Source organism: Niveispirillum sp. BGYR6, from assembly GCF_027568365.1.
Taxonomy (GTDB): domain Bacteria; phylum Pseudomonadota; class Alphaproteobacteria; order Azospirillales; family Azospirillaceae; genus Niveispirillum.
Genome location: NZ_JANLNL010000003.1, coordinates 343,803 through 369,919, shown reverse-complemented (window position 1 = coordinate 369,919; position 26,117 = coordinate 343,803). Strand labels below are relative to the sequence as shown.

Here is a 26,117-nt window from a genome sequence, read left to right as displayed (position 1 = left end):
ATTGGCATGGCCATTGCTATTCCCCGCTGGAAACAAGCCAGCCGGGGGATGCTGAAAAATGTCGCCAAGGAACTTACTGCTCGCCACCGCCCTTTGCCTGCTGCCGCTGCCGGCCTTTGCCTTTGGTCCGCAGGGCTATGATGCCAGTGCCGTCAAGATCGATGGGGTCTATGGCAAGCTGGATGTCACGGTCGCCAACACGGATAAGGTGACGGTAGAGGTGACGGGCCCGGAAAAACGGTTGGCGGAAGTAACCGTGAATGCCAGCGGCGGCACGCTGGTGATTGAACAGAAAAACAGCCGCAATGGCCGGGACTGGCGGGACAAGGATGACCAGATCCAGGTAACCATCCGCCTGCCCGCCGGGACGGGGCTGGAGATTGAGGATTTCATCGGCGACGGCAAGGTTGGCGATTTGCGCGGCCCGCTGGAGGTGGATGATATTGTCAGCGGCAGCCTGACAATCGGCCATGTCACGACGGCAAAACTGTCGGTTTCCGGCTCCGGCAAGATCAAGGTTGGCGATATTGACCGCACGCTGGACGTGGAAATCAACGGCAGCGGATCGGTGGCCACCGGCAGCACCCAGGGGGAGGTGAAGCTGGAAATCAATGGCAGTGGTGATATCGATATCGCCCGCGTCAATGGCCCCGTCGCCGCCAGCGTGAATGGCAGCGGCGATATCCATCTGCGCGCCGGGACCGCCGACCCGCTGGCCGCTTCCATTGCCGGCTCCGGTCAGGTGACGCTGGATGGGGTAGCCCGCAATCAGGCCATCAATAATAACGGTTCCGGTTCGGTGAAAGTGACGGGCCGTGCCAGCTGAGCAGCACCCGAAAGCCTCACTTTCATAAAATGATCCTGATGGGGAATATAATGCGCCGTCTTCGCGCCACACTTTTGGCCGCCCTTTTCACCGCTGCAGCCGCCCTGCCCGCCGCCGCCATGACCATCGATCCACAAACCCTGCCCGGCAACCAATTGGTGCTGCGCAATGTCGTCGGCACCATCCATGTCCAGACGAATGGCCAACCGGGACAGATTGAAGTGCGCATCTCTGGGGAGAAAGAGCAGGAACTGCGGAAAATCGAGGTTCTGCGGGAACAGGACAACGTGGTCATCGCCCGCGCACCCTATGTGAAAAAGGAAGGCACCTCCTGGAAGCTGGAGGCAGACGATGTGCACATCGACATCATCATGCCGCGCCAGGGGGGCGTGACCGTGGAAGATATGATCGGCGAATTGAAGCTGGACGACCTGGATGGGCCGCTGAATGCCACCATCAAGACCGCCGCCGATATCAAGACCGGCGATCTGAAACAGGCTGACCTGACGGTGGCGGGGGCGGCCAGCATCAAGACCGGTGCCATTGCCGGCCCCCTCGCCGCCTTGGTCAGCGGGGCTGCGGATATGGAGCTGCATTCCGTCGGCCAGGGGGCCAAGTTCACCATCACCGGCTTTGGCAATGTCAATGCCGACCGGGTGGATGGGCCGGTGGATATCAAGGTCAGCGGCGTGGGCGATGTCGATATCCATGATGGGAATACCGACATGCTGCGCGTCACTATTTCCGGCCTGGGTGGGGTGGAGTTCAAGGGCAAGGTGCGCGATCAACAGATCAACCGCTCCGGCCTCGCCTCCGTCACCATCAATGGCAAGTCGGTGGATTGATGCAGGCTGCCTTATGCAGGGCGGCGGAACACTACAAATTTCGACATGGCGAAGTTAAACACCAATCCCGACACACTGCCGGCGGCAACGCCGGCATAGGGCAGCAACGGCCCCAGCACCTGATCCAGACCCAACGCCGCCAGAATGCCGGGGCCAACCTGCAACACCAACACATAAGTCCCGTAATTCACCAGCGCGCCAATACTGTTGGCCGCCGTGAATTTCGCCCATTGTTTCAAGGCAGCCCGGCGGCTGATACCGACAAAGGTGAAGCGCCGGTTCATGTACCAAGTGAACGTGACCGCAATCAGATAGGAGAAAAGGCGGCCACCGTAAAAATCTAGCCCCAGCCCATGCAATGCAAAAGCCAGTGCCGCCATGTCAACGAACAGCCCACCAATACCGATCAGGCCAAAGGTGAGCAATTCGCGCGAAACAGGGCGGGGCATGGTGGCATCCGTCATGGCGGGTTCCGGCATCGGTCTCTCTTATACCCGTGTCAGTAAATTCTGACTTGTCAGAATCTACTGACTGCAGCACGATCCTGTCCCGCTCTTCTGTGGGATGGGGGGAGCGGGCGCGATTGATCGCGCCCGCTAGCGCCGTTAGCCAGGTGAAGCGGCAGTGCCTGCGAGCAGGCCACCATCAATGTTCACCTCCGTGCCGGTCACATAGGTCGCTTCATCCGAGGCGAGTGTAACAACGATGGCGGCGACTTCCTCAGGCATCCCGAACCGCCTCAACGGCGTATCCGCGACAAAGGCCTGCATCTTAGCATCCCGATCCGGACCGTTACCCAGCATAGGCTCCCAAATCGGGGTAAGGATGGCGGCCGGGTGGATCGAATTGCAGCGTATCCGCCAACCCTGCTGCGCGCAGTAGAGCGCGACCGTCTTGGTGTGGTTGCGAATCGCGGCCTTGGACGAGGCATAAGCCGCAGCGCCGGGGATGCCGACCAGACCCGAACGCGAGGATATGTTGATGATCGATCCTGCCCCCGCCTCCTTCATTGCGCCTATTGCATAGCGACAGCCGAGGAACGTGCCATCAAGGTTGACCCGGTGAACTTCGCGCCAATCCGCAAGGCTGGCGTGTTCTGGGTCGTGAGGTGCCATGCCCGCTTCGAACCCCGTCACGCCGGCATTGTTGACCACCACGTCGGCCACAGGAACGATGCCGGCTAACCGCAACCAATCGGCCTCTTCGCGCACGTCGAGAGGTTCGAATCGACAGCCAATTTCGGCGGCAGTTGCTGATCCCATGGCTTCGTCAATGTCGGTGACGATAACCACGGCACCTTCGTCATGGAAACGGACAGCGATAGCGCGCCCAATGCCACGCGCAGCGCCGGTGACGACGCACGTCTTATTTTTCAGTCTTTGCATGATGTTCTCGAAATCAGGGTGCAGTCGGCGGATTACTCCGCTGGCGTATGCCTTGCCGCTTTAGCGGTGACGCTAGATCATTTCGAAAAACTCCCGAGAACACACTGATGCTACGTCAAGGATCGATCAGCTGCAATCCCCAACCTTCGATCCTCGGCGGGAACGGCGTACCCGAGCAACGGTGGCATTTACCGCTGACAGCCGCGTGCCAATTGGCGCTGATATCTACACCGATTGCTTAAGGAGTGTCGTCGTTTAGGGGATTCCCAAAGCAAGAAATCGGTGATTCATAGGGTGTTGGCCGAAAGGAGGGCCGACCAATGCGCCGATAAGGTTTGCATGATGACCAATGGGAACGGATCAAGGAATTTCTGCCGGGCCGGCCTGGTTCGGTTGGTGTAACGGCGGTGGACAACCGGGTTTTTGTCGAGGCGGTTCTGTATCGTTATCGCGCGGGCATTCCCTGGCGTGACCTTCCTGAGCGGTTCGGCGACTGGAAAAATACCCACCGACGGTTCCGGCGATGGTGCCGAAGTGGTATTTTCGAGTGTATTTTCAAGGCATTGTCGGAAGACAGCGACAACGAATACATGATGCTCGACTCTACTTTTGTCCGCGCCCATCAGCACAGTGCCGGGGCGTAAAAAAGGGGGTGCCGACCAAGCCAGTCGAACGATTCTTCAACATGATCAAAGGCTTTCGTGCCATCGTCACCCACTACGATAAGCTCGCAGCCACTTTTCTAGCCGCTGTGCAACTCGTAGCCGCCTCAATCCGGCTGAATTGACGACACGCCCGAGGGTGGACGGCCCCCGGCTCTGGCATTACGGCTTCAGGAAGCCGCTGTCGAAATCCGGTGCCGGAATTTCCAGATAGCGCAGCCGCTTCATCTCCCGCCGGCCCCGCGTCACCGTATCCAGGATCAGCCCGCAGGTGAGCGACAGGAAGGAGAGCAGACCCAGCCCCGTCGCCAGCACGGCCGTGGGGAAACGCGGCACCAGCCCGGTTTCATAATAGGTGATGAACAGCGGTACCGCCGTAATGATGGAAATCAGCGCCAGCAACAAGGAGACGATACCGAAGGACTGCATCGGCCGTTCCTCCTTGATCAGCTTGCCGATCATCCAGAGGATGCGGAAACCGTCGCGGAAGGTGGAGAGCTTGGAGACAGAACCGGGCGCGCGATCCTTATAAGGGGTTTCCACCTCGCCCAGCGGCATGGACATTTCCAGCGCGTGCACCACCAGTTCCGTCTCAATCTCAAACCCGCCGGCCAGCACCGGGAAGCTTTTCACGAAACGGCGGGAGAAGACGCGGTAGCCCGACAGCAGGTCGTCCGTGCGCTTGCCGAACACCATGGTGACCAGGGTGGTCAGCATGATGTTGCCGAAACGGTGACCAGCCCGGTACGTCTCCCAATCGGTGACGCGGGCGCCGTTCACCATATCCAGCTTGTCATCCAGCAGCTTGGAGACCAGGGCCGGGGCAGAGGGCGCGTGATAGGTATCATCGCCATCCACCATCACATACACGTCCGCCTCAATATCGGCGAACATGCGGCGCACGACATTGCCCTTGCCCTGCAACGGCTCCCGCCGGACCACGGCGCCGGCCGCACGCGCAATCTCCGACGTGCGGTCCTTGGAATTATTGTCATAGACGTAGATGGTCGCCGTCGGCAGGGCCGCCTTGAAATCGCGGATCACCGCCGCGATGGAGGCTTCCTCATTATAGCAGGGCACCAGCACAGCAATGCGCGGCGCGGTCTGGACATTTTCAAGGATGGACATGGAAGCAGCAGCCCGAAGCGAGGTTGGAACGCATTGATAACACGGCCAATGGGGAAAAGATGCAGCGGAAACTGGCCCCTTTTATGACGGTTGCGCAGAGGTATCCTGGCGCACCACCCGGCACAGCATCATCGGTTCATCCAGGTTGGAGGTGACCAGCTGGCAATGATCCATATCCGCAGCCAAGCCATAGCGGGGCAGAATATCTTTGGCTGTCCACACTTCCCAATGCGCGACCAGCCAATAGAAATCGCCCTGATGCTGGGCGATGCGTTCCCGCATCACTTGGTTCAGCTTGATATCGCCATGGTCGGGATGGATGAAATAGCTGTGCAGGCGCAGGAACGGGATCTGCTTGGGGAAGCCGGTGATCAGGAAGCTGGTGGGGGCGTAGCCGGTTTGCAGGATGATTGTGTGATCCGGGTCCGGCAGTGCCGGCGCCTTCACCTCCACAAACCGGTCGGCAAACGGCACCCGCGCCCAGGTGCCGGGCTTGCCGGTCACCGAAACCAGCACCAGCAGCGCCAGCATGATGCCGCCCCGCGCCTTCACCGGCAGCGGCCAGAGCGCCACGGCCGCCAGCATCACAATGGGGGCCAGCATTTCCAGGGGGATCAGATAACGGTAAATGGCGAACAGTTTCAGCCAGACCAGATAGGTGATGGCCGACCCGACAATCACGTAAAGGGCGGCCCGCCGATCCACCAGCGCCGCCACCTTGCGCCCGCGCAGGGCCAGCATGATGATGGGCGTGGCCAGCAGCACGACATAGGCCAGCGGCACCCGCAGATCGCGGAAAATGATCTCCCCCACCTTCTTCGGGTCCATCACCCAGGTGAAGGGGAACAGCAGGCTGGCGACCAGACCATGGGGGATGAACTTGTCATCCCGATACGCCTCCGGCACGCCCCAGGGGGAGCGGAAAACATCATTGAAATAGGGGAAGAGCGGGTTCTGGTAATAGGTCCAGAGATGCCACATCCAATGGCCGGAGAACAGCGCCATGCCGGCAATCACCCCGATGCCGAAGAAGAAGGACAGAAACAGCCGCCGCCACAGCCCGCCGGCGATGAACAGGAAGGCAAAGCAGGCGCCGACCGCAAAGGGCAATGTGGGCTGTTTCAGCCCCACGGCACTGCCCACCAGCAACCCGGCCAGCCCCACCACGCTGTAAGCAGCAACCGGTCGGCCCTGCCACACCGTATCGGCCCTGGCCACCACCAGCCAGGCGGCCCCCAGCACGAACAGGCTGATCACATTGTCATAGAAGGTAGCGCCCAGCAGGCCCAACTGCCCCGCCCCGCAGAAGCCGACCACGGCCAGCAGCAGGGCCGCCAGGGTGCGCAGCCGTGCGCCGGCCGCCAGCGGGGCCAACAGAGCAAAGGCCAGCCCGAACAGCGGCAGAATATTCAGCCCCTGCACGAAGGACAGCACGAAGGAGACACCGCGCGCCGGCAGCACCTGTGCCAGCAGATATACGGGCAAATCCAGCGTGGGATTATAGAAGCTGGCCACCTGCCCCGGCGCCACATCCATGGTCAGTTCACGGCCATTCAGGAAGGCATAGGCATTGTACCAATGGTAATTGCGCAAATCCCAATTCCCGTCCTGCCCCAGGGACAGCGACCAGAAACCAACCAGCACCGGAAACAGCGCCAGAACCAGGGTGGAGATCAGACGCCAGCGGCGGGCATCGGCATCAAGGCTGTGGGGCGACATGGGGGCAGATCACCAGGGATGCAGGGCCGAAAGGGCCGGGGTTATTGCCTTCTGATAGGCGGGGTGTGGGGCAAGATCAAGGCGGGCCTGTACAGCCATAACACAATCGGGTACAGCCCGATCCCATGACGACGATCAAAGCCCTGCTCTACCCCTTCGCCACCGGTATGCTTGCCCTGCCGGCCCAGGCCCTGATGCTGCGCGCCCGCGCTGATGCCGCACTGGAGGCGGGGTGGCAAACCCGGCTGGCCTGCGTTACCGGTTTCAAGCCGGATCATGACGCGCTGGCCAATGCCGGGTTCCGGGTGACACAAACCGTGTCCGACGGCCCCTATGATGCCGCCCTCTGCCCGCTGAGCAAGCATAAGGCCGACAGCCTGGCCGCCATTGCAGAGGCCTGGGCGGCGCTGCCCGTGGGCGGGCTGCTGCTGGCGGCTGGCGATAATGATACCGGGGCGGCCAGCCTGCAAAAGGACGTGGCCAAGGCGTTGGGACCGGTGGAAACCGCGTCCAAATTCCATGCCCGCATCTTCTGGACCCGCAAGCAGGCAGGGGCCATGCCGGACCTGCTGCAATCCTGGCTAGCCGGCGGGCGCACCAGGCTGGTGAATGAGACCGGCTTTCATGCCGGGCCGGGGATGCATGGCTGGAACAAGATTGATCGGGGTTCCAAGCTTCTGACCGACCATCTGCCGGGGGAGGTACGCGGCCGCGTCGCCGACCTGGGGGCCGGTTGGGGCTATCTGTCGGCCATGCTGCTGAAGACCGGTCGCCACCTGAAGGGGCTGGACCTGTTCGAGGCGGATGCCGCGGCATTGGAGGCGGCGAAGCTGAATGTGGAACCGCTGGCCGGCGAAACACCGTTGCGCTTCCATTGGGCCGACGTGACCCAGGGCCTGCCGCGCCAGCGCTATCACAGCGTCATCATGAATCCACCCTTCCACAGCGGCAAGGCCACCGACGTGGAACTGGGGGCGGCTTTCATCGAGAAGGCGGCTTATTGCCTGGAAAAGGGCGGATTGCTGCTGATGGTGGCCAATCGCCAGCTTCCCTATGAAGCGGTGATCGACGCCCATTTCAAGGAACGCCGGCTGGTGGCGGAGGCCGATGGCTTCAAGCTGATTGAGGCGCGGGCGTAACGAGAGGCCGCAGGGCCGAATGGTGGCGCGTTGCTATCAGCCTTATGATCGCTTAGATTAATCGCGGCCGGATACGCATCAACATAGGTGGGGCAAGCGCGACAGGTTGCCCCGCTTCATGAGAGGTATCGCCCATGAGCGACCCGACCTTGTACGACCACGACTTCTACGCCTGGGCCAATGAACAGGCGGCTTTGCTGCGTGCCGGGAAGCTGGACGTGGCGGACATCGCCCACATCGCCGAGGAAATCGAGAGCATGGGCAAGACCGAGAAGCGCGAACTGATCAGCCGCCTTGTCGTTCTACTGCTGCATCTCCTGAAATGGCAGTACCAGCCGGAGCGGCGCGGTGCCAGTTGGGAAGCGACCATCCGCAACCAGCGGTTGGATATTGAAGAGCATCTTGCGGACAATCCCAGCCTGAAAGCCAAGCTTCCGGAAGCCATCCAGGCGGCTTACGAACGGGCCCGCAACAGCGCAACGGCGGAAACCGGCCTTGCCCGTTCGACCTTCCCAACCGCTTGCCCCTGGGGTTTTGACGCGATCATCAATGCTGAGTTCTGGCCGGGGGATGGGCAACGCTGAACGCGGTCTGAGAGCTGCCATCATCAAAAATGAAGTGCCGCCCTCATCCTGATTTGTCGACCCCATCCCCCTGCCCCACGCATTCCCGCCCCTGGCGGGACGGCCATTTACCTCTGCCCCCGGATCGCCATATAAAGCCGCATCATGATGATCGACTTTCTCAAGATGCACGGGCTGGGCAATGACTTTGTCATTGTGGATGGCCGCACCCGACCGATCCGCTTTTCGGCTGCGCAGGCGCGCGCCATTGGCGATCGGCGAAAAGGGATCGGTTACGACCAGTTGATCGTCATTGAACCGCCTGTCGATCCGGCCGCCGATATCTTCATGCGCATCCTCAACCCCGATGGCAGCGAGGCTGGGGCCTGTGGCAATGCCACGCGCTGCGTCGCCTCCCTGGTGGCGGGCGATCTGGGGCGGGATCACCTGACCATCCAGACCATTTCCGGCCTGCTGGCCTGCCGCATCCGCGCCGATGGGCTGGTGACCGTGGATATGGGGCCGGCCCGGCTGGACTGGCAGGCGATCCCGCTGGCCCATGCCAGCGATACCGCCCATGTCGATCTGGCGGAAGGGCCGCTGGCCGATCCGGTCTGTGTCAATATGGGCAACCCCCATGCCGTGTTCTTCGTGGATGATGCGGACGCGGTGGACCTGCCGCGCTTCGGCCCGGTGCTGGAAACCCATCCCATCTTCCCCAACCGCGCCAATATTGAGGTGGCACATGTCACCGGCCCGGCAACGGTGCGGATGCGGGTATGGGAACGGGGCGCCGGCATCACCCAGGCTTGCGGGTCGGGTGCCTGCGCCGTCGGCGTGGCCGCCATCCGGCGCGGGCTGGTGCAGGGCCGCCGTGTGACGGTGACGCTGGATGGCGGCGCATTGATTATTGAATGGCTTGAAAATGGCCATGTACTGATGACCGGCCCGGTGGCGACATCCTTCCGGGGCACCTTGGGGCCGGAATTGCTGGGCGTGCCGGCATGAGCGTGGAAACCAACCTGCCCGACGCCGCCGACCTGCATGACCATGCGCATGAGGGCGGCGAAGGCGGACCGGCGGAGGTCACCGGCGGGGCCGGGGAACCCACACTGGTTACTTTCGGCTGCCGGCTGAACGCCTATGAATCAGAGGTGATGCGTACCCATGCCCGTCAGGCCGGGCTGGCGGATGTGGTGATCGTCAATACCTGCGCCGTGACGGCAGAGGCGGAGCGTCAGGCCCGCCAGACCATCCGCCGGATGCGCCGCGAACGGCCCGAGGCCAAGATCATTGTCACCGGCTGTGCCGCCCAGGTAAACCCGGAAAAGTTCGCCGCCATGGGCGAGGTCGATCATGTGCTGGGCAATGATGCCAAGCTGACCGCCACCCCCTGGGCCGATTTCGGCACCGGCACGGCGGAACGGGTCGCCGTCAACGATATCATGAGCGTGACGGAGACGGCGGGCCATCTGATCCAGGGGATGGAAGGCCGGGCGCGTGCCTTCGTGCAGGTGCAGAATGGCTGCGACCATCGCTGCACCTTCTGCATCATCCCCTTTGGCAGGGGCAATTCCCGCTCCGTCCCCATGGGGGAAATCGTCGCCCAGGTCCGCGCCCTGGTCGCGTCCGGTTATAATGAGGTGGTGCTGACCGGGGTGGATATCACATCTTTCGGGGCTGATCTGCCGGGCAAGCCGACCCTGGGCCAGATGACCCGCCGCCTGCTGGCCGCCGTGCCGGAACTGCCGCGCCTGCGCCTGTCTTCCCTGGATGCGGTGGAGATGGATGAGGATCTGTGGCGGCTGATCGCCGAAGAGCCCCGCCTGATGCCGCACCTGCATTTGTCGCTGCAGGCCGGCGACGACATGATCTTGAAGCGCATGAAGCGCCGGCATAGCCGCGCTGACGCCATCGCCTTTGCCGAAAAGGCACGCTCCCTGCGCCCCGATATTGTCTTCGGTGCCGATATCATCGCTGGTTTCCCGACAGAAACCGAAGAGATGTTCCAGAACAGCCTGCGCATTGTTGAAGAATGCGGGCTGACCTGGCTGCACGTCTTCCCCTACAGCCCCCGCCCCGGCACGCCCGCCGCCAAGATGCCTCAGGTGCCTGGCCCCATCCGCAAGGAACGCGCAGCCCGGCTGCGCGCGGCGGGGGAGGCACAGGTAGCCCGCTATCTGGCGTCCCAACTGGGTCGTTCCGTCAGCGTATTGGTTGAAAAGCCGGGCCTGGGCCGGAATGAGGGCTTTGCCGAAGTGCAAGTCCCCGATCATTATGAAGCCGGAACGATCCTGCGCGCCCATATTACCGGCATTGCCGGCCATCAACTTACCGCCACGGTCCTTGACTGATGCTGAACTGGTTCAAGAAGAAAACCCCGCAGCCCGCACCTGAAAATGATCTGCGGCGGCGCGGCCCTGTCACCGAAACGGAAACGGTGGTGGCACCGGTGCCGGCGGCGACGGTGCCCGATGAACCGGTGAAGGAAGCGGCGGCGGAAACGCCGGCCCCCGTTCCGGTACCCCCGCCGCCGGTCGAACAGACAGCGGTTGAGCCAGCGCCTGTTCCCGCCCCTGCCCCACCGGTGCCGGCACCTGAACCGGCCCCGGTGGAAGTGGCGCAGGAAGAACCGGTGGCGAGCCTGCCTCCGGTCCCCGTCGCCCCGCCCCCGCCGCCCCCGCCGGCTGTATCGCTGGTGGATGAGCCGCTGCCGGAGCTGGAGGACAAGCCGGAACGGAAAAGTTGGTTCTCCCGGCTGAAGGACGGCCTGTCCAAATCCACCGCCCGCCTGACAGATGGCATTACCGGCATCTTCACCAAGAAGAAACTGGATGATGAGGCGCTGGAGGAACTGGAAGAATTGCTGATCCGGGCCGATCTGGGGCCGGTGACGGCGGCACGCCTGGCCAACGGCTTGGCCAAGACCCGCTTCGGCAAGGAAGTGTCGGCCGAAGAGGTGAAGGATTATCTGGCCGGTGAAGTGCAGAAAATCGTGGAGCCGGTGGCGCAGCCGCTGGTGATCGATGCCAGCAAAAAGCCGCATGTCATCCTGCTGGTCGGTGTCAATGGCACCGGCAAGACGACGACCATCGGCAAGCTGGCCCGCCAGCTCCGGGCGGAGGGCAAGAATGTCTGGATGGCTGCAGGCGACACGTTCCGCGCCGCCGCCGTCTCCCAGTTGCAAATCTGGGGTGATCGCACCGGCTGCCCCGTCATCTCCAAGCCGACCGGCGCCGATGCTGCCGGTCTGGCCTATGAGGCGCTGGAGCGGGCCACCGCCGCCGGGGCCGATGTGCTGCTGATCGACACGGCCGGCCGCCTGCAGAATAAGGCCGGCCTGATGGAAGAGCTGCGCAAGATCGTTCGCGTCATCAAGAAGCTGCAGCCCGACGCGCCCCACACCACCCTGCTGACGCTGGACGCCACCACCGGCCAGAATGCGCACAGCCAGGTGGAGGTGTTCAAAGACATGGTCTCCATCAATGGCCTGATCCTGACCAAGCTGGATGGCTCCGCGCGCGGTGGCGTGCTGGTGGCGCTGGCGGAAAAGTTCAAGCTGCCGGTTCATGCCATCGGTGTGGGCGAAGGCGTGTACGATCTGCGCCCGTTCGAGGCCCGTGCCTTTGCCCGCGCCCTGGTGGGGCTGGAAGGCTGAACCCAATCTGAACGGCCCATTCAGGGCCGGTTCAGGGATAAGGGATTATTGCTGATGGTGTGAGGGCGGAACCCCGTCCTCCCCTTTCAGGAATATCCCCATGAATTACGGCAAATTCTCCGCCGTGTTCCTGCTGCTGGGCGCCGTCGCCGTTGGTGGCTATGCCCTGCTCGCGCAGGCCGGCGCCATCCCCCGCCCTGCCGGTGCCGGCGACGCCCCGTCCCCCCAGCATCATGAGTCCGATCATGATGAGAAAGGGGAGGATTGACGCCATGAGCACGCTTGATATCCCCCACAACGCCGCCGCCATACCAGTCTGGGACCGGCTGATCCGGGCACTGCACTGGACCCTGGCGGGTGCCTTCCTCATCAGCTGGCTGACAGCGGAAGAGATAATGCTGCCCCATATGGCGGCGGGCTTCACCATCCTGGCCATCATCGCCATCCGGGCTTTCTGGGGGCTGACCGGCCCGGCCCACGCTCGGTTTGCCGGATTCGTTCCCTCACCGGGTACGCTTTTCGCCTATCTGGGCGATCTGCTGCGGGGACGTGCGGCCCGTTATGTCGGCCATAATCCCGCTGGCGGTGCCATGATCGTGGCCCTGCTGGTGGGTCTGCTGTTCACCACCGCCAGCGGTGTGGCCTTGAAATTCGGGGTGCCCGGCCTGCCCCTGACCCATCATCAGGTGGAAGAACTGCATGAGGCGGCGGCGACGGGTACCCTGATCCTGGTTTGCCTGCATGTGACCGGCGTCCTGCTGTCCAGCCTGCTGCACCGGGAAAATCTGGTGCGTTCCATGGTGACCGGCCTCAAGCGTCCGTGATGATACCGGTAGGGCCGCCTTGGCGGCCCTACCCAAACAGCGCCATGCGCCTGTGTCACAAGCGCCACCCGCTTCCGCTTTCGTCAAGTCTTCACAAAATGCCCTCTTCCCAAAGCACCCCGAACGGGCGCATAAAAAAGTGCAAACTCATAGGAGCTTGCACAGTGAACTCACCCAAAAATTTTGTAACTGACCATTCGGTGGAAAGCTTCACCGACGCCGAGGCCGCTTACGCCCGTGTCCGGGCGCTTTATGATGAGGCGGTGGCGTATCTGCGCGGGCGTTTTTCCGCCTTTGCGCATGGGGAAGATCTGGGCGGCCGTGTCCGCGCCTGCTACCCGTTCATTCAGCTGCGTATGGACAGCGAACCCCGCGTCGATAGCCGCCTGTCCTATGGTTTCGTGCATGGCATGGGCACATTCCGCACCACCATCACGCGGCCGGACCTGTTCGACCATTATCTGCAACATCAATTTTCCCTGCTGCTGAAGAATCACGGCGTGCCCTTGGAAGTAGGCATCAGCGATACGCCGATCCCCATCCAGTTCGCCTATCCGGAGGGGATGCATGTCGAAGGCGATCTGACACCGGAGCGGCTTTACCAGCTGCGCGATTATTTCGACCTGCCCGATCTGGTTTACATGGATGACAGCATCGTCAACGGCACCCATGTCACCCCACCCGGTGCCCCGCGCCCGCTGGCGCTGTTCACCGCCCCGCGCGTGGATTACAGCCTGCACCGGCTGAAACATTACACGGCCACCAAGCCGGACCATTTCCAGAATTACGTGCTGTTCACCAACTATCAGTTCTATATCGATGAATTCGTGCGGCGCGGGCTGGAGATCATGGAGCCGTCGGACGATCCGGCGACCCAGCATTATCGCAGCCAGTATGAGGCGTTCGTGGAGCCGGGCGACCATGTCACCTGGAACCAGCATTTGTTCCCCGGCAAGGAGTGTGACGGCACCAAGGTGGCCCGCCTGCCGCAGATGCCGGCCTACCATCTGAAGCGCAAGGACGGGAACGGCATCACCATCGTCAATATCGGCGTCGGCCCCTCCAACGCCAAGACGATCAGCGACCATATTGCCGTGCTGCGCCCGCATGTCTGGCTGATGCTGGGCCATTGCGCCGGCCTGCGCGACACCCAGCGCCTGGGTGATTATGCGCTGGCCCATGGTTATGTGCGTGAAGACAAGGTGCTGGATGCCGACCTGCCCACCTGGGTGCCGATTCCGGCCCTGGCAGAAGTGCAGGTGGCCCTGGAAGGGGCGGTGGAGAAGGTGACGGGCCTGAAGGGCTGGGAGCTGAAATCCATCATGCGCACCGGCACCGTCGCCACCATTGATAACCGTAATTGGGAGCTGCGCGACCATAGCGAGCCGGTACAGCGCTTCAGCCAGTCCCGCGCCATCGCGCTGGATATGGAATCGGCCACGGTGGCCGCCAATGGCTTCCGCTTCCGCGTTCCCTACGGCACCTTGCTCTGTGTTTCGGACAAGCCGCTGCATGGGGAATTGAAGCTGCCCGGCATGGCCAACCATTTCTACCGCGCCCGTGTGGATCAGCATCTGGCCATCGGCATGCTGGCAATGGAAATCATGCGCGATTACGGGCTGGCCCGCCTGCATAGCCGCAAACTGCGCAGCTTCGCCGAGGCGGCCTTCCAGTAAACGCCAAGGGAGCGGAAGCGCCCGCCCGGCGTCTGAGGGAGATTAATATCGATGAGGAAGGGGCCTGTTCCGGCGGGAGGAACAGGCCCCTCTCTTCCAAATGGCCCCTGGCAGGGGCCGCAGGATGGTGGATGCGGGAACCGGGCCGGATGGCAGTCCAGCGCTGATTTTATCCCGCCCGTGCCACCCTGTTGGATTTCTTGACCTGATACATGGCGGCGTCTGCCCGGCGAATGACCTCTTCCTCCCGGTCATTGGCGCCATAGGCTTCCACCCCGAAACTGGCCCGCAGGGGCAGATCCAGCATCTGCCAGCGACAGGTCAGCGCATTGAAGCGGCGCGACAGGGCTTTGGCCCGCTCGGCCCCCTGGCCCGCCTCCACATCCGTCAACAGCACGGCGAATTCATCGCCGCCGAACCGGGCCACCACATCATGGGCCCGCACATTATCGGCCAGCGCCCGCGCCACCTGGCGCAGATAATGATCGCCGCAGAGATGGCCATGCACATCATTGATGGCCTTGAACCCGTCAAGATCGACAATTGCCAGCACCCCGCCCTTGCCGCTGCGGCGCGCGCTGGCCAGTTCGCGGCGGAACGCATCAACAAAGCCGCGCCGGTTCGGCAGCCCCGTCAGCTCATCCGTCATGGCCAGGGCTTCCAGATGCTCAATCCGTTCTTTCTGCTCGGCAATGCGGGCTTCGGCCGCCCGCAGCCGCAGCATGGCATCCTGAAGCAGCTTGCCATAGGCCGCATCATCCGGGGGCAGGCGCCGGGGGGCCGGGAAAGGCAGCCCGCGTTCAACACCAACCGCCAAGCCAAGGGCGGAGGCCGCAAGCGGAACGGCAAGGTTGGTATCAAGCAGGGTCATCGGTTAGCTCCATTGCACGGAGACGCTGGTTGCCCATACAACAGCAACCGACATGCCAACCGATACGTCATGTCAGATCAGTGACTTATGGCCGTAGGTGCCGGAGGCACTTCCCGCCCCCCGGCAAATTCTGCCCCTGCTGACGGGCCGATATCGGCAGAAGCTGCCGCCCCGCCCCCTTTGGTCCATCCCCCTGAAAGTCCATTGCAGCGCCTTGCTGCAAAGCGCAAGATAGGGGCCCCTATCCGTTCCAAGGGTTGACCTGCAACGTGTCCGCTCCCGTCGCCGCCCCCCGTTCCGCCCATCGCCGCCCCGTTGCCCTGCTGCTGTCGCTGCTGATGTTGGGCGGGGCGGTTGCCCCTGCCGGGGCCGGCACCGCCAACATCGCCCCGCACAAGGCCACCTATAAGCTGAGCCTGGATCATGCCCGCCTGCAAAGCGGCATTTCGGATGTCAGCGGGCAGATGAGCTTCGCCTTCAACGATGCCTGTGATGGCTGGACCATCAACCAGCGTTTCCAGGTGAAATTCGCCTATAGCGAGGGGGAGGAGACCGAACTGGTCACCAACTACGCCACCTGGGAGGCCAAGGACGGCTCCGCCTATCGCTTTAATGTGCGCAAGCTGGTGAATGGGGAGGTGGATGAGGAACTGTCCGGCGGCGCCAATCTGGACAAGGCCAAGGGCGGCAGCGCGCGCTATGACAAGCCGGAGGCCAAGACGGTGGCGCTGAAGCCCGGCACCATGTTCCCCTCGGCCCACACGTTACGGGTTCTGGCGCAGGTCGGCACCGATGACAACCTGTTCTCCGTCCCCATTTTCGATGGGGCGGAGGCGGAGGGCGCCAGCGAGGTGAACACGGTCCTGGGCAAGCTGCGCCCCCCTGCCCCGGCGCAGATCAAGGTGAAGGACAAGGATTTGCTGGCCGCCAAGGCCTGGCAAGTCTCCCTGGCCTTCTTCCCCACCGCACCGGGGGAGCCGCTGCCGGAATATGAAACCAGCATGGAACTGCTGGAAAACGGCGTCATGCGTTCCATGCTGGTGGATTACGGCGACTTCCGGGTGCGGATGGAGCTGGAGAATCTGGAGAAGGTCTCAAGCCCCGCCTGCTGATGCATAATGCAATGCTATCAGCAAAGAAATGTGCAGCCAAGTATCGTTGCACTATGCAAATAGCGACATGGAAATCAGCTCCCAGATGCTGATTTCCATGTTTTTTATGGCGATACCAGCAGATTCCAATAATGGCACGAAATTTGCTAAAGACCTGAGACCGGTTTAAAAACCGGATAAGGCCGAAAAGGCCACCAGGAACCGAGGTAGTGCCATGACCCGTTTTTTTGCCAAGAAGGCCATCGCCTTCATCGCCCTCCTGTTGCCTGTTCTCGTCGGCCTTACCGGCACGGTGTCGGCCCACAGCCTGAAGCTGCGTGGCAAGATGGAGACGGTGTGCGAGTTGAAGATCAACGATCTGGCGCGCGGCCTGAACCTGGGCAAGGGTGAAACGGCGGTCACCGTCGGCACGGTGAATGAACAATGCAACCAGTTCGGCTTTGTCGTCGGCATCAGCTCGGCCAATCGCGGTGCGCTGGTGGATCAGCGTGGCAACCGCATTCCCTATCAGGTGCAATATGATGGGTCCGGCCTGCTCTCGCTGAGCGGAGAATGGATGTGGCTGCGTTTCTGGCCCAGCGTGGGCGACAATAACAAGGATTTGCAGGTCACGGTGCCCGCCCGCCCGCAGGCCACGGCCGGCGATTACAGCGACACCATCATGATCACCATCGCCGCCCTTTGATGAAAAGGGCTACCGGATCGCCCCGGCGGCCTCCAAGGGGTGCCCTCGTACCTCTTGGTGTAAAATTCACCCCCGCCCCTGCCGGCGGCGCTGCCAGCGCCGCCATTTCCGCTCCCCCCAGATGATCAGGCGGCAGACGGGCTTTTGCAGCGGCGGCACCTCAAAGGCCAGCAGGGCAATCCCCAGCGGCAGCATCCATAAACCCAGCACTGGCAGGAACCACAGGCAGCCGCCGGCAATCAGCAGCAGCGCCATGGGGATGCGCAGCCAGCGCCCACCCGGACGGCGCAGCCAAGCCAGCGGGCGGGCAACCCAGCCGGGCAAATCCCGCTCCAGCCGGGAAAAACAACGGTCCAGCCGTTCCTGATGCGGATTGTGCGACAAGCGCTCTCCTGTCCTGGTCAAGTCCCCCAAAACGAAACCGCCCGGAACAGGGTTCTGTTCCGGGCGGCTCGAACACTTCATCAGCAGGGGCCAGACGGCACCCGGAACCCTTAGTCGTTGCGCTGGCCCATCAGGGACAGCAGCATCTGAAACAGGTTGATGAAGTTCAGGTACAGCGACAGCGCACCCATCACCGCCATCCGGCTATTGGCCTCATCACCATAGGAGGAGGCATAGCCTTCCTTGATGGCCTGGGTATCCCAGGCGGTCAGACCGGTGAAGACGATGACGCCGATGATGGAGATGGCGAACTGCAACGCCGAGGAACCGACGAAGATATTCACCAGACCGGCAATGACGATACCGATCAGGCCCATCATCATGAAGCTGCCCATCTTCGACAGGTCAGCCTTGGTGGTGTAACCCCACAGGCTGGTGCCGGCGAACATGGCAGCCGTGATGAAGAAGACCCGCGCGATGCTCTGCCCGGTGAAGACCAGGAAGACGCTCATCATCGACAGGCCCATCAGCACGCTGAAGACCATGAGTGAGGTGCGCAGGGCCGAGGCCGACATCCGATCCGGCCGGAAGCCGAAGAAGATGAAAGCCAGCGGAGCCAGCATCACCACCCATTTCAGCGGCGTGCCATAGATCAACTGTACCAGGGCTGGAATCTGGGAGCCCACAAAAGCGGTCACACCCGTGATCGCCAACGCCAAGCACATGTAGTTATAGACGCGCAGCATGTGCGTACGCAAACCGGCATCAAACTGTGCCTGGTCCATTGCACGCCCAGATGACGCATACGGATTATAGGGTCCGTTTACCATTGAAGTGTCCTCGACACGGGATGTTGGACATACGTGTCAGTATATTGGGAGGGTCACCGTCCCAATCAATGGGTAATCGACGCGATCAGGATGCGGCTTTATCGCTGGGCCGGGTGAAACGGCCACCGATGCGGAACTTGTCCAGATATGTCGGCACGATCACCTCGATCGCCTTGGCCTCGATCCCCAGATCGGCCAGACCGGGCAGCGTGCCGCCGGCCACATTATCCACCTTCAGCAACTCCACCTGATCGGCGGTCAGCGGCTTGCCCGGCAGAAGCTGCAGGAAGCTGCCCAGCAGGCTGGACAGGCCGAAGCCCAGCGAGATCATGCACTTGTTGGGGCGGCCGATCTGGTTGACCGTGAACTGCATCAGTTCCTTGAAGCTGTAGCGGCGGGGGCCGGCCAGTTCATAGGTGCGGCCCTGGGCCCCCTCCCCTTCCACCGCCGCCAGCACGGCGTCGGCCACATCACCGACATAGACCGGCTGCATCAGGGTGCGGCCACCGCCAATCAGCGGCAGGCAGGGCAGACCGGCCCCCATGGCGGCGAAGCGGTTGAAGAACTGGTCATCCGGGCCGAACACCACCGACGGCCGCAGGATGGTGGCTTCCGGGAAAGCGGCCAGCACGGCCTTTTCCCCCTCAGCCTTGCTGCGGGCATAGGTGGAGTTGGAGCCGGCATCGGCCCCCAGGGCGGAGACCTGGACGAAGCGCTTGGCCCCGGCGGCCTTAGCGGCGCGGGCAATGCGGGCGGCGGCCTGATGCTGCACGGCATCAAAGCTGTTGCGGCCGCTGGGGGCCAGAATGCCGATCAGGTTCACCACCAGATCGGCACCGGCCACGGCCGTGGCCACCGACTGGTCATCATTGATATCAATGGCGATCGGCAGCACCTGACCGACATCACCTGCGGAACGCAGATATGCCGCCTGCCCCGGATGGCGCGACGGCACCACCACGCGGGCGCCGGTCTTGGCAAGGCGGCGGACGATGTAGCGGCCGATGAAGCCCGAGCCACCAAACACCACGGCGTTGCTGTACCGATTGCCCATCACACATTCTCCAACATTTAGGAAACGCGGCCGAGAAGGCCAAATAAGGGGGGTACGACGGGGATCTAATGGGATACCCCGCGCGCTCACCTGCTGGTTATAGCGCAAGGGCAGTCGAGTGTGAAAGCACAGCCGCTGCAGCGCCCTGCCGCATTGCACGCAAGGGCCGGCGATAAAAAATGAAAATGCCTGTTGACAGGGGGCGGATACCTCTCTAAAAGCCCCCTCCACGATGCGACGGCGGCCGCAACAAACGGCAGACTACGCAGCGGGAAACGCCCAGATGGCGGAATTGGTAGACGCGCAGGTTTCAGGTACCTGTACCGCAAGGTGTGGAAGTTCGAGTCTTCTTCTGGGCACCATCCGCATATAACGCTCAACAGGCCGCCGGTTCTTCCGGCGGCCTGTTGCGTTTCTGGCCCCTGCCCGACGCCATCGGGAAAAAATCATCACCCCCTGAAAATAGCTGTTGACGCCCACGGCGCCGACCATTAAAAGCCCCCTCCACGACGCGACGGCGGCCGCCACAAACGGCAGACGACGCAGCGGGAAACGCCCAGATGGCGGAATTGGTAGACGCGCAGGTTTCAGGTACCTGTACCGCAAGGTGTGGAAGTTCGAGTCTTCTTCTGGGCACCATCCGCATGTAACGCTCAACAGGCCGCCGGTTCTTCCGGCGGCCTGTTGCGTTTCTGGCCCCTGCCCGACGCCATCGGGAAAAAATCATCACCCCCTGAAAATAGCTGTTGACGCCCACGGCGCCGACCATTAAAAGCCCCCTCCACGACGCGACGGCGGCCGCCACAAACGGCAGACGACGCAGCGGGAAACGCCCAGATGGCGGAATTGGTAGACGCGCAGGTTTCAGGTACCTGTACCGCAAGGTGTGGAAGTTCGAGTCTTCTTCTGGGCACCATCCGCATGTAACGCTCAACAGGCCGCCGGTTCTTCCGGCGGCCTGTTGCGTTTCCGGGCCTGGCTTTCACGCCCGCCTGCTGCTCATCCGACCCTTGCGGCATCGGCCCTTGTGGCGGGGCACGGCACAGCGGATAAATGATCCGCATTTCCGCATTCAATTCATGGCTCAGGAACAAGGGTCCGATGTCGATCGATCTTTATGATGGTGATTTGCCCGCCGGTCTGGATCTGGGCCCGGTGGTGGCGGTCGATACCGAAACCATGGGCCTGAACCCGATCCGCGACCGGCTGTGCCTGGTGCAGCTGTCGGGCGGTGATGGCAATGCCCATCTGGTGCAGATCCGCCGGGGCCAGAAAAGCGCCCCCAATCTGGCCCGGCTGCTGTCGGATACCAATACGCTGAAGCTGTTTCATTTCGCCCGTTTCGATGTGGCGGTGCTGCGGCATGGGTTGGGCATTGTCTGCCAGCCCATTTATTGCACCAAGATCGTCTCCAAGCTGGTCCGCACCTCCACCGACCGGCATGGGTTGAAGGATCTGTGCAAGGAACTGACGGGCGTGGAACTGTCCAAGCAGCAGCAATCCAGCGACTGGGGTGCGGATGAGCTGAATGAGGAGCAGTTGAAATACGCTGCCTCCGACGTGCTCTATCTGCACGCCATCAAGGAAAAGCTGGATGCGCTGCTGGCACGCGAAGGCCGGCGCGAACTGGCGCAGGCCTGCTTTGATTTCCTGCCCGCCCGTGGCCAGCTTGATCTGCTGGGCTGGGACGAGCCGGATATTTTCGCCCATTGATTTTTTGCAGCCGGACGGGATGGCAGGCCTGACCTGTGCGTCCCGTCACAGAATTGCCGTCAAGAACGGGCAAGACCTGAGAAGGGTGTCGGTTTATCTCTGAAACGACGCCCGATCCGTTTTGCTGTGCCCGTCGTTCTTTCATCAATATCGAGTATTCCTGACACCCATGACCACCCCTCCCCCCACCCCAGCCGGTGCGATCCGGCCGCGCGAAGCCCAGCCGGGCCCCGGCCGGGGCGGCAATGGCACGCGCGATCCCTTCGCCCATACCCGCGTGGTGCGTACCGCCCGGGTGGCGTTGCCGGTGGTGGCGGGGCTGGTGTTGCTGCTGATCGTGATCTGGCCGCTGTTCGGCGGTTCGGGCGATGGCAGCAAGGCGGGGCCGGATCAGGGCGATCTGGAAATGACCAAGGCCCGCTATCTGGGCACGGACACCACCGACCGCCCCTTCGAAATCCGCGCCGACCGGGTGATGCAGTTGGGCGATACCGGTTCGCAGGTCGATCTGAGCGCACCGGAAGCCGATATCACCATGAAGGGTGGCGACTGGCTGTCCATGGCCGCCGACAGCGGCCATTATGATCAGGACAAGAATGTGCTGACCCTGCAGGGCAAGGTCTCCATCTTCCATGGCGCCGGGTACGAATTCCGTACCAACGAGGCGGCCCTGGACGTGGACAAGGGTATCGCCTGGGGCAACAAGCCGGTGGAAGGCCAAGGCCCACTGGGCATGGTGGAGGCCGGGGGCTTCCGCGTGCTGCAGGATGGTGATGTGCTGGTCTTCACCGGGGCCGCGCGCCTGCGTGCCATGGCGGCGGGCGGTGACAAGAACAAGCCGGAAGGAACGGCGCCATGAGCATGATGAACGAGCATTTCCGCCGCTGGCGCCGCCCGCTTGCCATCACCGCCATCGGTCTGGCCCTGGTGATCGGCCGTCCCGTGCCGGCACAGAGCCCATCGCTGGAAATGGGTGGGGAAAAGCCGATCGATGTGGTGGCCCCCGGCGGGTTTGAATTCCATGAGAAGGAAAATGTCGCCATCGCGCGCGGCGGTGCCACCGCCACCCAGGGCGACATGACCTTGAAGGCCCAGACCCTGGCCGCCTATTTCCGCAAGAATGCCCAGGGCACGAATGAGATTTACCGCCTGCTGGCCGAAGGCGATGTGGAGCTGCATGGGCAGAGCCAAAGCGCCTATGGCACGCGCGGCATCTATGATCTGGACCGCTCCGTCGCCGTGCTGACCGGCGAAGGGCTGCGGCTGGTCACAGAGCAGGATACCGTCACCGCCACCGATTCCCTGGAATATTGGCGGACGGAGAATCTGACGGTGGCGCGGGGCAATGCCGTGGCCATCCGGGAGAATAACCGGGTCCGCGCCGACCGTCTGGTCGGACTGTTGACCACGGACAAGCAGGACAAACAGAGCCTGAGCCGGGTGGATGCCACCGGCAATGTCGTCATCACCACCCCGCAGGAGGTGGCGCGCGGCGACAAGGGCACCTATGACCTGGATACGGAAATGGCGCTGCTGACCGGCAATGTGAAGGTCACACGCGGCCAGAACCAGTTGAACGGCCCGGCCGCCCAGGTGGACCTGAAATCCGGCGTCAGCCGGATGTTGTCGCAGGTTCCGGGCGCTTCCCCCGTACAAGGCAGTACGCAGCAGCCGACCGGCGATGGCCGCGTCCGGGGTCTTTTCATCCCGGACAGCCAGGGCCGGGGCGGTCAACCGCAGCAACCCGCCACCCCGCCGCCAAGCGGGCAGCAGACGCAACCCGGCCAAGGGAGCAAGAAGCCATGAGCCGTGCGAGCAAGCAGACCCAGACGACCACGCCCAATGGGGACGCCCCCAAGGGCCCGCATCTGGTGGCGGATAATGCCGGTCTGGTGGCCAGCAATATCGGCAAGTCCTATAAGGGCCGGCCGGTGCTGCGCGATATCAGCCTGTCGGTGCAACGCGGGGAGGCCGTGGGCCTGCTGGGCCCCAACGGTGCCGGCAAGACCACCTGCTTTTACATCATCACCGGCCTGATCCTGCCCGATTACGGCAGCATCACCCTGGATGGGTTGGGCATGACCGACCTGCCCATGTATCGCCGCGCCCGCATGGGCATCGGCTATCTGCCGCAGGAAGCCAGCATTTTCCGCGGCCTGTCGGTGGAGGCCAATATCCGCGCCGTGCTGGAGGTGGTGGAGCCCGACCGCGATGTGCGCGAGCAGCGGCTGGATGAGCTGCTGGCCGAATTCTCCATCACCCATCTGCGCCGCACCCCGGCGCTGGCCCTGTCGGGTGGCGAACGTCGCCGCGCCGAAATCGCCCGCGCCCTGGCCAGCAACCCGCATTTCATCCTGCTGGACGAACCGTTCGCCGGCGTGGACCCGATTGCGGTGAATGATATCCGCGAACTGGTCAGCCACCTGCGCGAACGCGGCATCGGCGTGCTGATCACCGACCATAATGTGCGCGAAACGCTGGATATCGTCGACCGCGCCTATATCCTGCATGATGGCGTGGTGCTGATGGAAGGCAAGCCGTCAGAGATCGTCGCGCACAAGGATGTGCGCCGGGTTTATCTGGGTGAACGGTTCAGTTTGTGAGGGGGGGTTATTTACAGCCTGCCGCCTTCATGAAGCCGATTGATATCAGACATTAAGCTGCCCCCCTGCCCAAACGTGCCTCCCCCGCGAAAGCGGGGGTCCAGGGCCGCAGGGATAATGCGTCGGTGCCTTGGCCCCTGGACCCCCGCTTTCGCGGGGGAGGCAACAAGATGCTCATTCGTTGGCTTAGCCAACCAGTCCGCGCCTTCGCCGGTATTGCGGTAGAGGCCCCCCTCCCCCAGCCCGGACCCCGCGCTTGGAACATCACGTCGATATTACCGGCATCGCCATCGTCACCTCTGTGGCCCTGTTGTGTGGGCTGGTGCTGTCGCGGCTGAAACAGCCCTCCATCGTCGGTTATATCGTGGCCGGCATCGTGCTGGGGCCGGGCGGGTTCGGGCTGGTCAGCCAGTCGGACAGTATCCGTACCCTGGCGGACCTGGGCGTGCTGATGCTGCTGTTTCTGGTCGGCATGGAATTGTCGGTCAAGGCGTTTCAGGCCGTCTGGCGGGTGGCTTTGCTGGCCGTGGCGGGACAGGTGGGCCTGTCGCTGGCCGTCACGGCGCTCGCCGGGTTGATCCTGGGCTGGCCGATGGAACGATCCATCGTCTTCGGCTTCATCGTCGCCCTGTCCGGCACGGCGGTCGCCATCAAGATGCTGGACGATATTGGTGAGCTGAAGACGGAGACGGGCCGCGTCACCATTGGTGTGCTGATCGCGCAGGATCTGGCCTTCGTGCCGTTGCTGCTGATCACCAATGGCATGGGCAGCGGGGCCGGGCTGGATATCGCCATCTTCCTGAAACTGGGTGCTGCCGTCGCCGCCCTGGGTGGGCTGGTCTGGTTCCTGTCGCGGCGGGAACGGCTGATCGTGCCCTATGGCGCCTGGTTCCGCCGCAACCATGATGTGGTGCCGCTGGCAGCCCTGGCGCTCTGCTTCACCATGGCGGCGCTGACCGGCCTGCTGGGCCTGTCCACCGCATTCGGTGCCTTCATGGCCGGCTTTGCGCTGGGCAATTCCGACGGGCGCACCCTGGCCCTGCGCGCTACCCACCCGATTCAGTCGGTGCTGGTGGTGGTGTTCTTCCTGTCCATCGGGCTGCTGATCGACCTACGTTATGTCTGGGACCATCTGGGGGAGGTGCTGCTGCTGCTGTTCGTGGTGACGCTGGTAAAGACGGCCATCAATGTCGGCACGCTGCATTTTCTGGGTGAACCCTGGGAACGCGCCTTCCCCGCCGGGGTGATCATGGGATCGCTGGGGGAGTTCAGCTTCGTGCTGGCCGCCGCCGGCCTGTCCATCGCCGCCATCGACCCACAGGGTTATCAGTTGGCCGTAACGGTGATCGCGCTGTCCTGGCTGGCCAGCCCGCTCTGGCTGGATGCCGCCAAGCGCTTCCACGGGCTGGCGGCCGGCACGGTGGTATCGCTGCGGCCCGCCTTGCAGCAGATTTACAGCGGTGAGATTGCCGTCGTGAATCGCTTCTTCGCCATCACCCTTCACGCCGCCAGCGCCGCCGTAGACACCATCCGCCGCCTGACGAAGCGCGACGAAAAGCCCTAACGCCTTACCGCAGCCCAGGATTGTCTGTTTGCCGCTGGTGACGGAACACGGCATCCTTCCCACTATCCACGCTGGTAGGGGAATGGGGCCGATGGTTGAAATCCATGTCATCCCGGTATTGAACGATAATTACGTCCATCTGTGGCACGATGCGGCCGCCGGGGTGACCGCCATTGTTGATCCCGGTGAGGCCGGGCCGGTACAGGCCTTTCTGGAAGAACGCGGCTGGCACCTGACCCATATCCTGAACACCCATCACCATGGTGACCATATTGGCGGCAATGCCGGGCTGATGGCCTGGTCGCACGCCACCCTGATCGGGCCGCGGGCGGAGATCGACCGCATCCCCGACATGGCGGAGACCTATGGCGATGGCGACCGCTTCACCCTGGGCAGCCAGACCGTCACCGTGTTCGACACACCGGGCCATACGCGCGGCCATGTCGCCTTTTATCTGGAACCGGCCGGCCTGCTGTTCAGCGGCGATACGCTGTTCTCCCTCGGCTGTGGCCGGCTGTTTGAGGGCACGCCGGCGCAAATGTGGCACAGCCTGTTGAAGCTGCGCGCCCTGCCGGACGACACCCTGGTCCATTGCGGCCATGAATATACAGCCAGCAACCTGCGTTTCGCCCTGTCCATCGATCCGGATAACCCGTCGCTGGCCCTGATGGCGGATCAGGTGGCCCGATCCCGTGCCGCCAACCGGCCCACCGTGCCGTCACGCCTGGGGCTGGAAAAGGCGGCCAACCCGTTCCTGCGCGCCGATGATGCGGCCCTGGCCGCCGCCATCGGGCTGGCCGGGGCCGACCCCGTTGCCGTCTTCGCCGAGATCCGCCAGCGGAAGGATCATTTCCGCGGCTGATCCATTGCCTTTCC

At 62.9% G+C, this 26,117-nt stretch carries 26 protein-coding genes, 3 tRNA genes and 1 pseudogene; 22 read left to right on the top strand and 8 right to left on the bottom strand.

The genetic code is table 11. From position 1 onward, the window contains the following. The first annotated feature begins 58 nt into the window (after window positions 1-58). Both PCJ49_RS09890 and PCJ49_RS09885 read left to right on the top strand, forming a co-directional pair. Window positions 59-826 (top strand): DUF2807 domain-containing protein, encoded by a 768-nt coding sequence (locus PCJ49_RS09890; protein WP_269910779.1) that lies wholly within the window; start codon window positions 59-61, stop codon window positions 824-826. Window positions 827-876: 50 nt separating this feature from the next. Further along, window positions 877-1,671 (top strand): hypothetical protein, encoded by a 795-nt coding sequence (locus PCJ49_RS09885; protein ID WP_269910778.1) that lies wholly within the window; start codon window positions 877-879, stop codon window positions 1,669-1,671. An 11-nt stretch (window positions 1,672-1,682) separates the two neighbouring features. Here PCJ49_RS09885 and PCJ49_RS09880 read toward each other — a convergent pair whose 3' ends face one another. Together PCJ49_RS09880 and PCJ49_RS09875 are read right to left on the bottom strand one after the other, a co-directional pair. Continuing rightward, complete coding sequence (locus tag PCJ49_RS09880; protein WP_269910777.1) at window positions 1,683-2,150, bottom strand: GtrA family protein; 468 nt, start codon at window positions 2,148-2,150, stop codon at window positions 1,683-1,685. A gap of 126 nt (window positions 2,151-2,276) precedes the next feature. Beyond that, complete coding sequence (locus PCJ49_RS09875) at window positions 2,277-3,056, bottom strand: SDR family oxidoreductase (RefSeq protein ID WP_269910776.1); 780 nt, start codon at window positions 3,054-3,056, stop codon at window positions 2,277-2,279. A 335-nt stretch (window positions 3,057-3,391) separates the two neighbouring features. Between PCJ49_RS09875 and PCJ49_RS09870 the strand changes: the two are divergent. Next, window positions 3,392-3,843, top strand: a pseudogene (locus PCJ49_RS09870) (IS5 family transposase). Between the two features lie 37 nt (window positions 3,844-3,880). On the opposite strand, the gene PCJ49_RS09865 reads toward PCJ49_RS09870, so the two are convergent. Continuing rightward, the gene (locus PCJ49_RS09865) at window positions 3,881-4,846 is read right to left on the bottom strand and encodes a glycosyltransferase family 2 protein (protein WP_269910775.1); all 966 of its coding nucleotides are present in this window, start codon (window positions 4,844-4,846) and stop codon (window positions 3,881-3,883) included. Between the two features lie 81 nt (window positions 4,847-4,927). Next, window positions 4,928-6,565 carry a hypothetical protein gene (locus PCJ49_RS09860; RefSeq protein WP_269910774.1) on the bottom strand — a complete coding sequence of 546 codons (1,638 nt, stop codon included), beginning with the start codon at window positions 6,563-6,565 and terminating at the stop codon, window positions 4,928-4,930. 125 nt (window positions 6,566-6,690) lie between these two features. Here PCJ49_RS09860 and PCJ49_RS09855 point away from each other — a divergent pair, with 125 nt between their 5' ends. The 8 genes from PCJ49_RS09855 to PCJ49_RS09820 all read left to right on the top strand — a co-directional run bounded on the left by PCJ49_RS09855 (window position 6,691) and on the right by PCJ49_RS09820 (window position 14,425). Next, complete coding sequence (locus PCJ49_RS09855) at window positions 6,691-7,704, top strand: class I SAM-dependent methyltransferase (protein WP_269910773.1); 1,014 nt, start codon at window positions 6,691-6,693, stop codon at window positions 7,702-7,704. Window positions 7,705-7,838: 134 nt separating this feature from the next. Continuing rightward, complete coding sequence (locus PCJ49_RS09850; protein ID WP_269910772.1) at window positions 7,839-8,288, top strand: DUF29 domain-containing protein; 450 nt, start codon at window positions 7,839-7,841, stop codon at window positions 8,286-8,288. A 144-nt stretch (window positions 8,289-8,432) separates the two neighbouring features. Continuing rightward, window positions 8,433-9,275 carry a diaminopimelate epimerase gene (dapF, locus tag PCJ49_RS09845; protein ID WP_269910771.1) on the top strand — a complete coding sequence of 281 codons (843 nt, stop codon included), beginning with the start codon at window positions 8,433-8,435 and terminating at the stop codon, window positions 9,273-9,275. Further along, window positions 9,272-10,621, top strand: coding sequence for a tRNA (N(6)-L-threonylcarbamoyladenosine(37)-C(2))-methylthiotransferase MtaB (mtaB, locus tag PCJ49_RS09840; RefSeq protein WP_269910770.1), 1,350 nt, complete (start codon window positions 9,272-9,274; stop codon window positions 10,619-10,621). The genes dapF and mtaB overlap by 4 nt, the downstream gene beginning before the upstream one ends. Before the next feature lie 341 nt (window positions 10,622-10,962). Next, a complete protein-coding gene (ftsY, locus tag PCJ49_RS09835; protein ID WP_269910885.1) occupies window positions 10,963-11,925 on the top strand; it encodes a signal recognition particle-docking protein FtsY in 963 nt (320 codons plus the stop codon). 100 nt (window positions 11,926-12,025) lie between these two features. Next, window positions 12,026-12,193 (top strand): hypothetical protein, encoded by a 168-nt coding sequence (locus tag PCJ49_RS09830; protein WP_160105551.1) that lies wholly within the window; start codon window positions 12,026-12,028, stop codon window positions 12,191-12,193. A 4-nt stretch (window positions 12,194-12,197) separates the two neighbouring features. Continuing rightward, on the top strand, window positions 12,198-12,749 hold the full coding sequence (locus tag PCJ49_RS09825; protein ID WP_269910769.1) for a cytochrome b/b6 domain-containing protein: 552 nt from the start codon (window positions 12,198-12,200) through the stop codon (window positions 12,747-12,749). A gap of 164 nt (window positions 12,750-12,913) precedes the next feature. Further along, window positions 12,914-14,425 (top strand): AMP nucleosidase, encoded by a 1,512-nt coding sequence (locus PCJ49_RS09820; protein WP_244559379.1) that lies wholly within the window; start codon window positions 12,914-12,916, stop codon window positions 14,423-14,425. Window positions 14,426-14,594: 169 nt separating this feature from the next. On the opposite strand, the gene PCJ49_RS09815 is transcribed toward PCJ49_RS09820, so the two are convergent. Next, complete coding sequence (locus PCJ49_RS09815) at window positions 14,595-15,296, bottom strand: GGDEF domain-containing protein (protein ID WP_089286664.1); 702 nt, start codon at window positions 15,294-15,296, stop codon at window positions 14,595-14,597. A 269-nt stretch (window positions 15,297-15,565) separates the two neighbouring features. Here PCJ49_RS09815 and PCJ49_RS09810 point away from each other — a divergent pair, with 269 nt between their 5' ends. Together PCJ49_RS09810 and PCJ49_RS09805 are read left to right on the top strand one after the other, a co-directional pair. Then, the gene (locus PCJ49_RS09810; RefSeq protein WP_143270703.1) at window positions 15,566-16,408 is read left to right on the top strand and encodes a cell envelope integrity EipB family protein; all 843 of its coding nucleotides are present in this window, start codon (window positions 15,566-15,568) and stop codon (window positions 16,406-16,408) included. A gap of 214 nt (window positions 16,409-16,622) precedes the next feature. Beyond that, window positions 16,623-17,093 (top strand): hypothetical protein, encoded by a 471-nt coding sequence (locus PCJ49_RS09805; RefSeq protein ID WP_269910768.1) that lies wholly within the window; start codon window positions 16,623-16,625, stop codon window positions 17,091-17,093. 66 nt (window positions 17,094-17,159) lie between these two features. On the opposite strand, the gene PCJ49_RS09800 is transcribed toward PCJ49_RS09805, so the two are convergent. The 3 genes from PCJ49_RS09800 to PCJ49_RS09790 all read right to left on the bottom strand — a co-directional run bounded on the left by PCJ49_RS09800 (window position 17,160) and on the right by PCJ49_RS09790 (window position 19,361). After that, window positions 17,160-17,477: a hypothetical protein gene (locus PCJ49_RS09800; RefSeq protein WP_269910767.1), complete on the bottom strand. Its 318-nt coding sequence runs from the start codon at window positions 17,475-17,477 to the stop codon at window positions 17,160-17,162. Between the two features lie 110 nt (window positions 17,478-17,587). After that, complete coding sequence (locus tag PCJ49_RS09795) at window positions 17,588-18,262, bottom strand: Bax inhibitor-1/YccA family protein (protein WP_269910766.1); 675 nt, start codon at window positions 18,260-18,262, stop codon at window positions 17,588-17,590. A gap of 130 nt (window positions 18,263-18,392) precedes the next feature. Beyond that, a complete protein-coding gene (locus PCJ49_RS09790; RefSeq protein ID WP_269910765.1) occupies window positions 18,393-19,361 on the bottom strand; it encodes a complex I NDUFA9 subunit family protein in 969 nt (322 codons plus the stop codon). Between the two features lie 277 nt (window positions 19,362-19,638). Here PCJ49_RS09790 and PCJ49_RS09785 point away from each other — a divergent pair. From PCJ49_RS09785 to gloB, 9 genes are all read left to right on the top strand, one after another. Beyond that, a tRNA-Leu gene (locus tag PCJ49_RS09785) sits at window positions 19,639-19,723 on the top strand. Window positions 19,724-19,915: 192 nt separating this feature from the next. Then, window positions 19,916-20,000 (top strand) — tRNA-Leu (locus PCJ49_RS09780). 192 nt (window positions 20,001-20,192) lie between these two features. After that, window positions 20,193-20,277 (top strand) — tRNA-Leu (locus PCJ49_RS09775). Window positions 20,278-20,462: 185 nt separating this feature from the next. Continuing rightward, the gene (locus tag PCJ49_RS09770; RefSeq protein WP_089286521.1) at window positions 20,463-21,074 is read left to right on the top strand and encodes a ribonuclease H-like domain-containing protein; all 612 of its coding nucleotides are present in this window, start codon (window positions 20,463-20,465) and stop codon (window positions 21,072-21,074) included. 169 nt (window positions 21,075-21,243) lie between these two features. Further along, on the top strand, window positions 21,244-21,933 hold the full coding sequence (gene lptC / locus PCJ49_RS09765; RefSeq protein ID WP_089286520.1) for an LPS export ABC transporter periplasmic protein LptC: 690 nt from the start codon (window positions 21,244-21,246) through the stop codon (window positions 21,931-21,933). Next, window positions 21,930-22,880: an LptA/OstA family protein gene (locus PCJ49_RS09760; protein ID WP_269910764.1), complete on the top strand. Its 951-nt coding sequence runs from the start codon at window positions 21,930-21,932 to the stop codon at window positions 22,878-22,880. Before lptC ends, PCJ49_RS09760 begins: the two co-directional genes overlap by 4 nt. Continuing rightward, entirely contained in the window at window positions 22,877-23,677 is an 801-nt protein-coding gene (lptB, locus tag PCJ49_RS09755; protein ID WP_269910763.1) for an LPS export ABC transporter ATP-binding protein, read from the top strand. The genes PCJ49_RS09760 and lptB overlap by 4 nt, the downstream gene beginning before the upstream one ends. A 256-nt stretch (window positions 23,678-23,933) precedes the next feature. Then, window positions 23,934-25,241, top strand: coding sequence for a cation:proton antiporter (locus tag PCJ49_RS09750; protein ID WP_269910762.1), 1,308 nt, complete (start codon window positions 23,934-23,936; stop codon window positions 25,239-25,241). A gap of 91 nt (window positions 25,242-25,332) precedes the next feature. Continuing rightward, a complete protein-coding gene (gloB, locus tag PCJ49_RS09745; RefSeq protein ID WP_269910761.1) occupies window positions 25,333-26,103 on the top strand; it encodes a hydroxyacylglutathione hydrolase in 771 nt (256 codons plus the stop codon). Window positions 26,104-26,117: the final 14 nt, after the last annotated feature.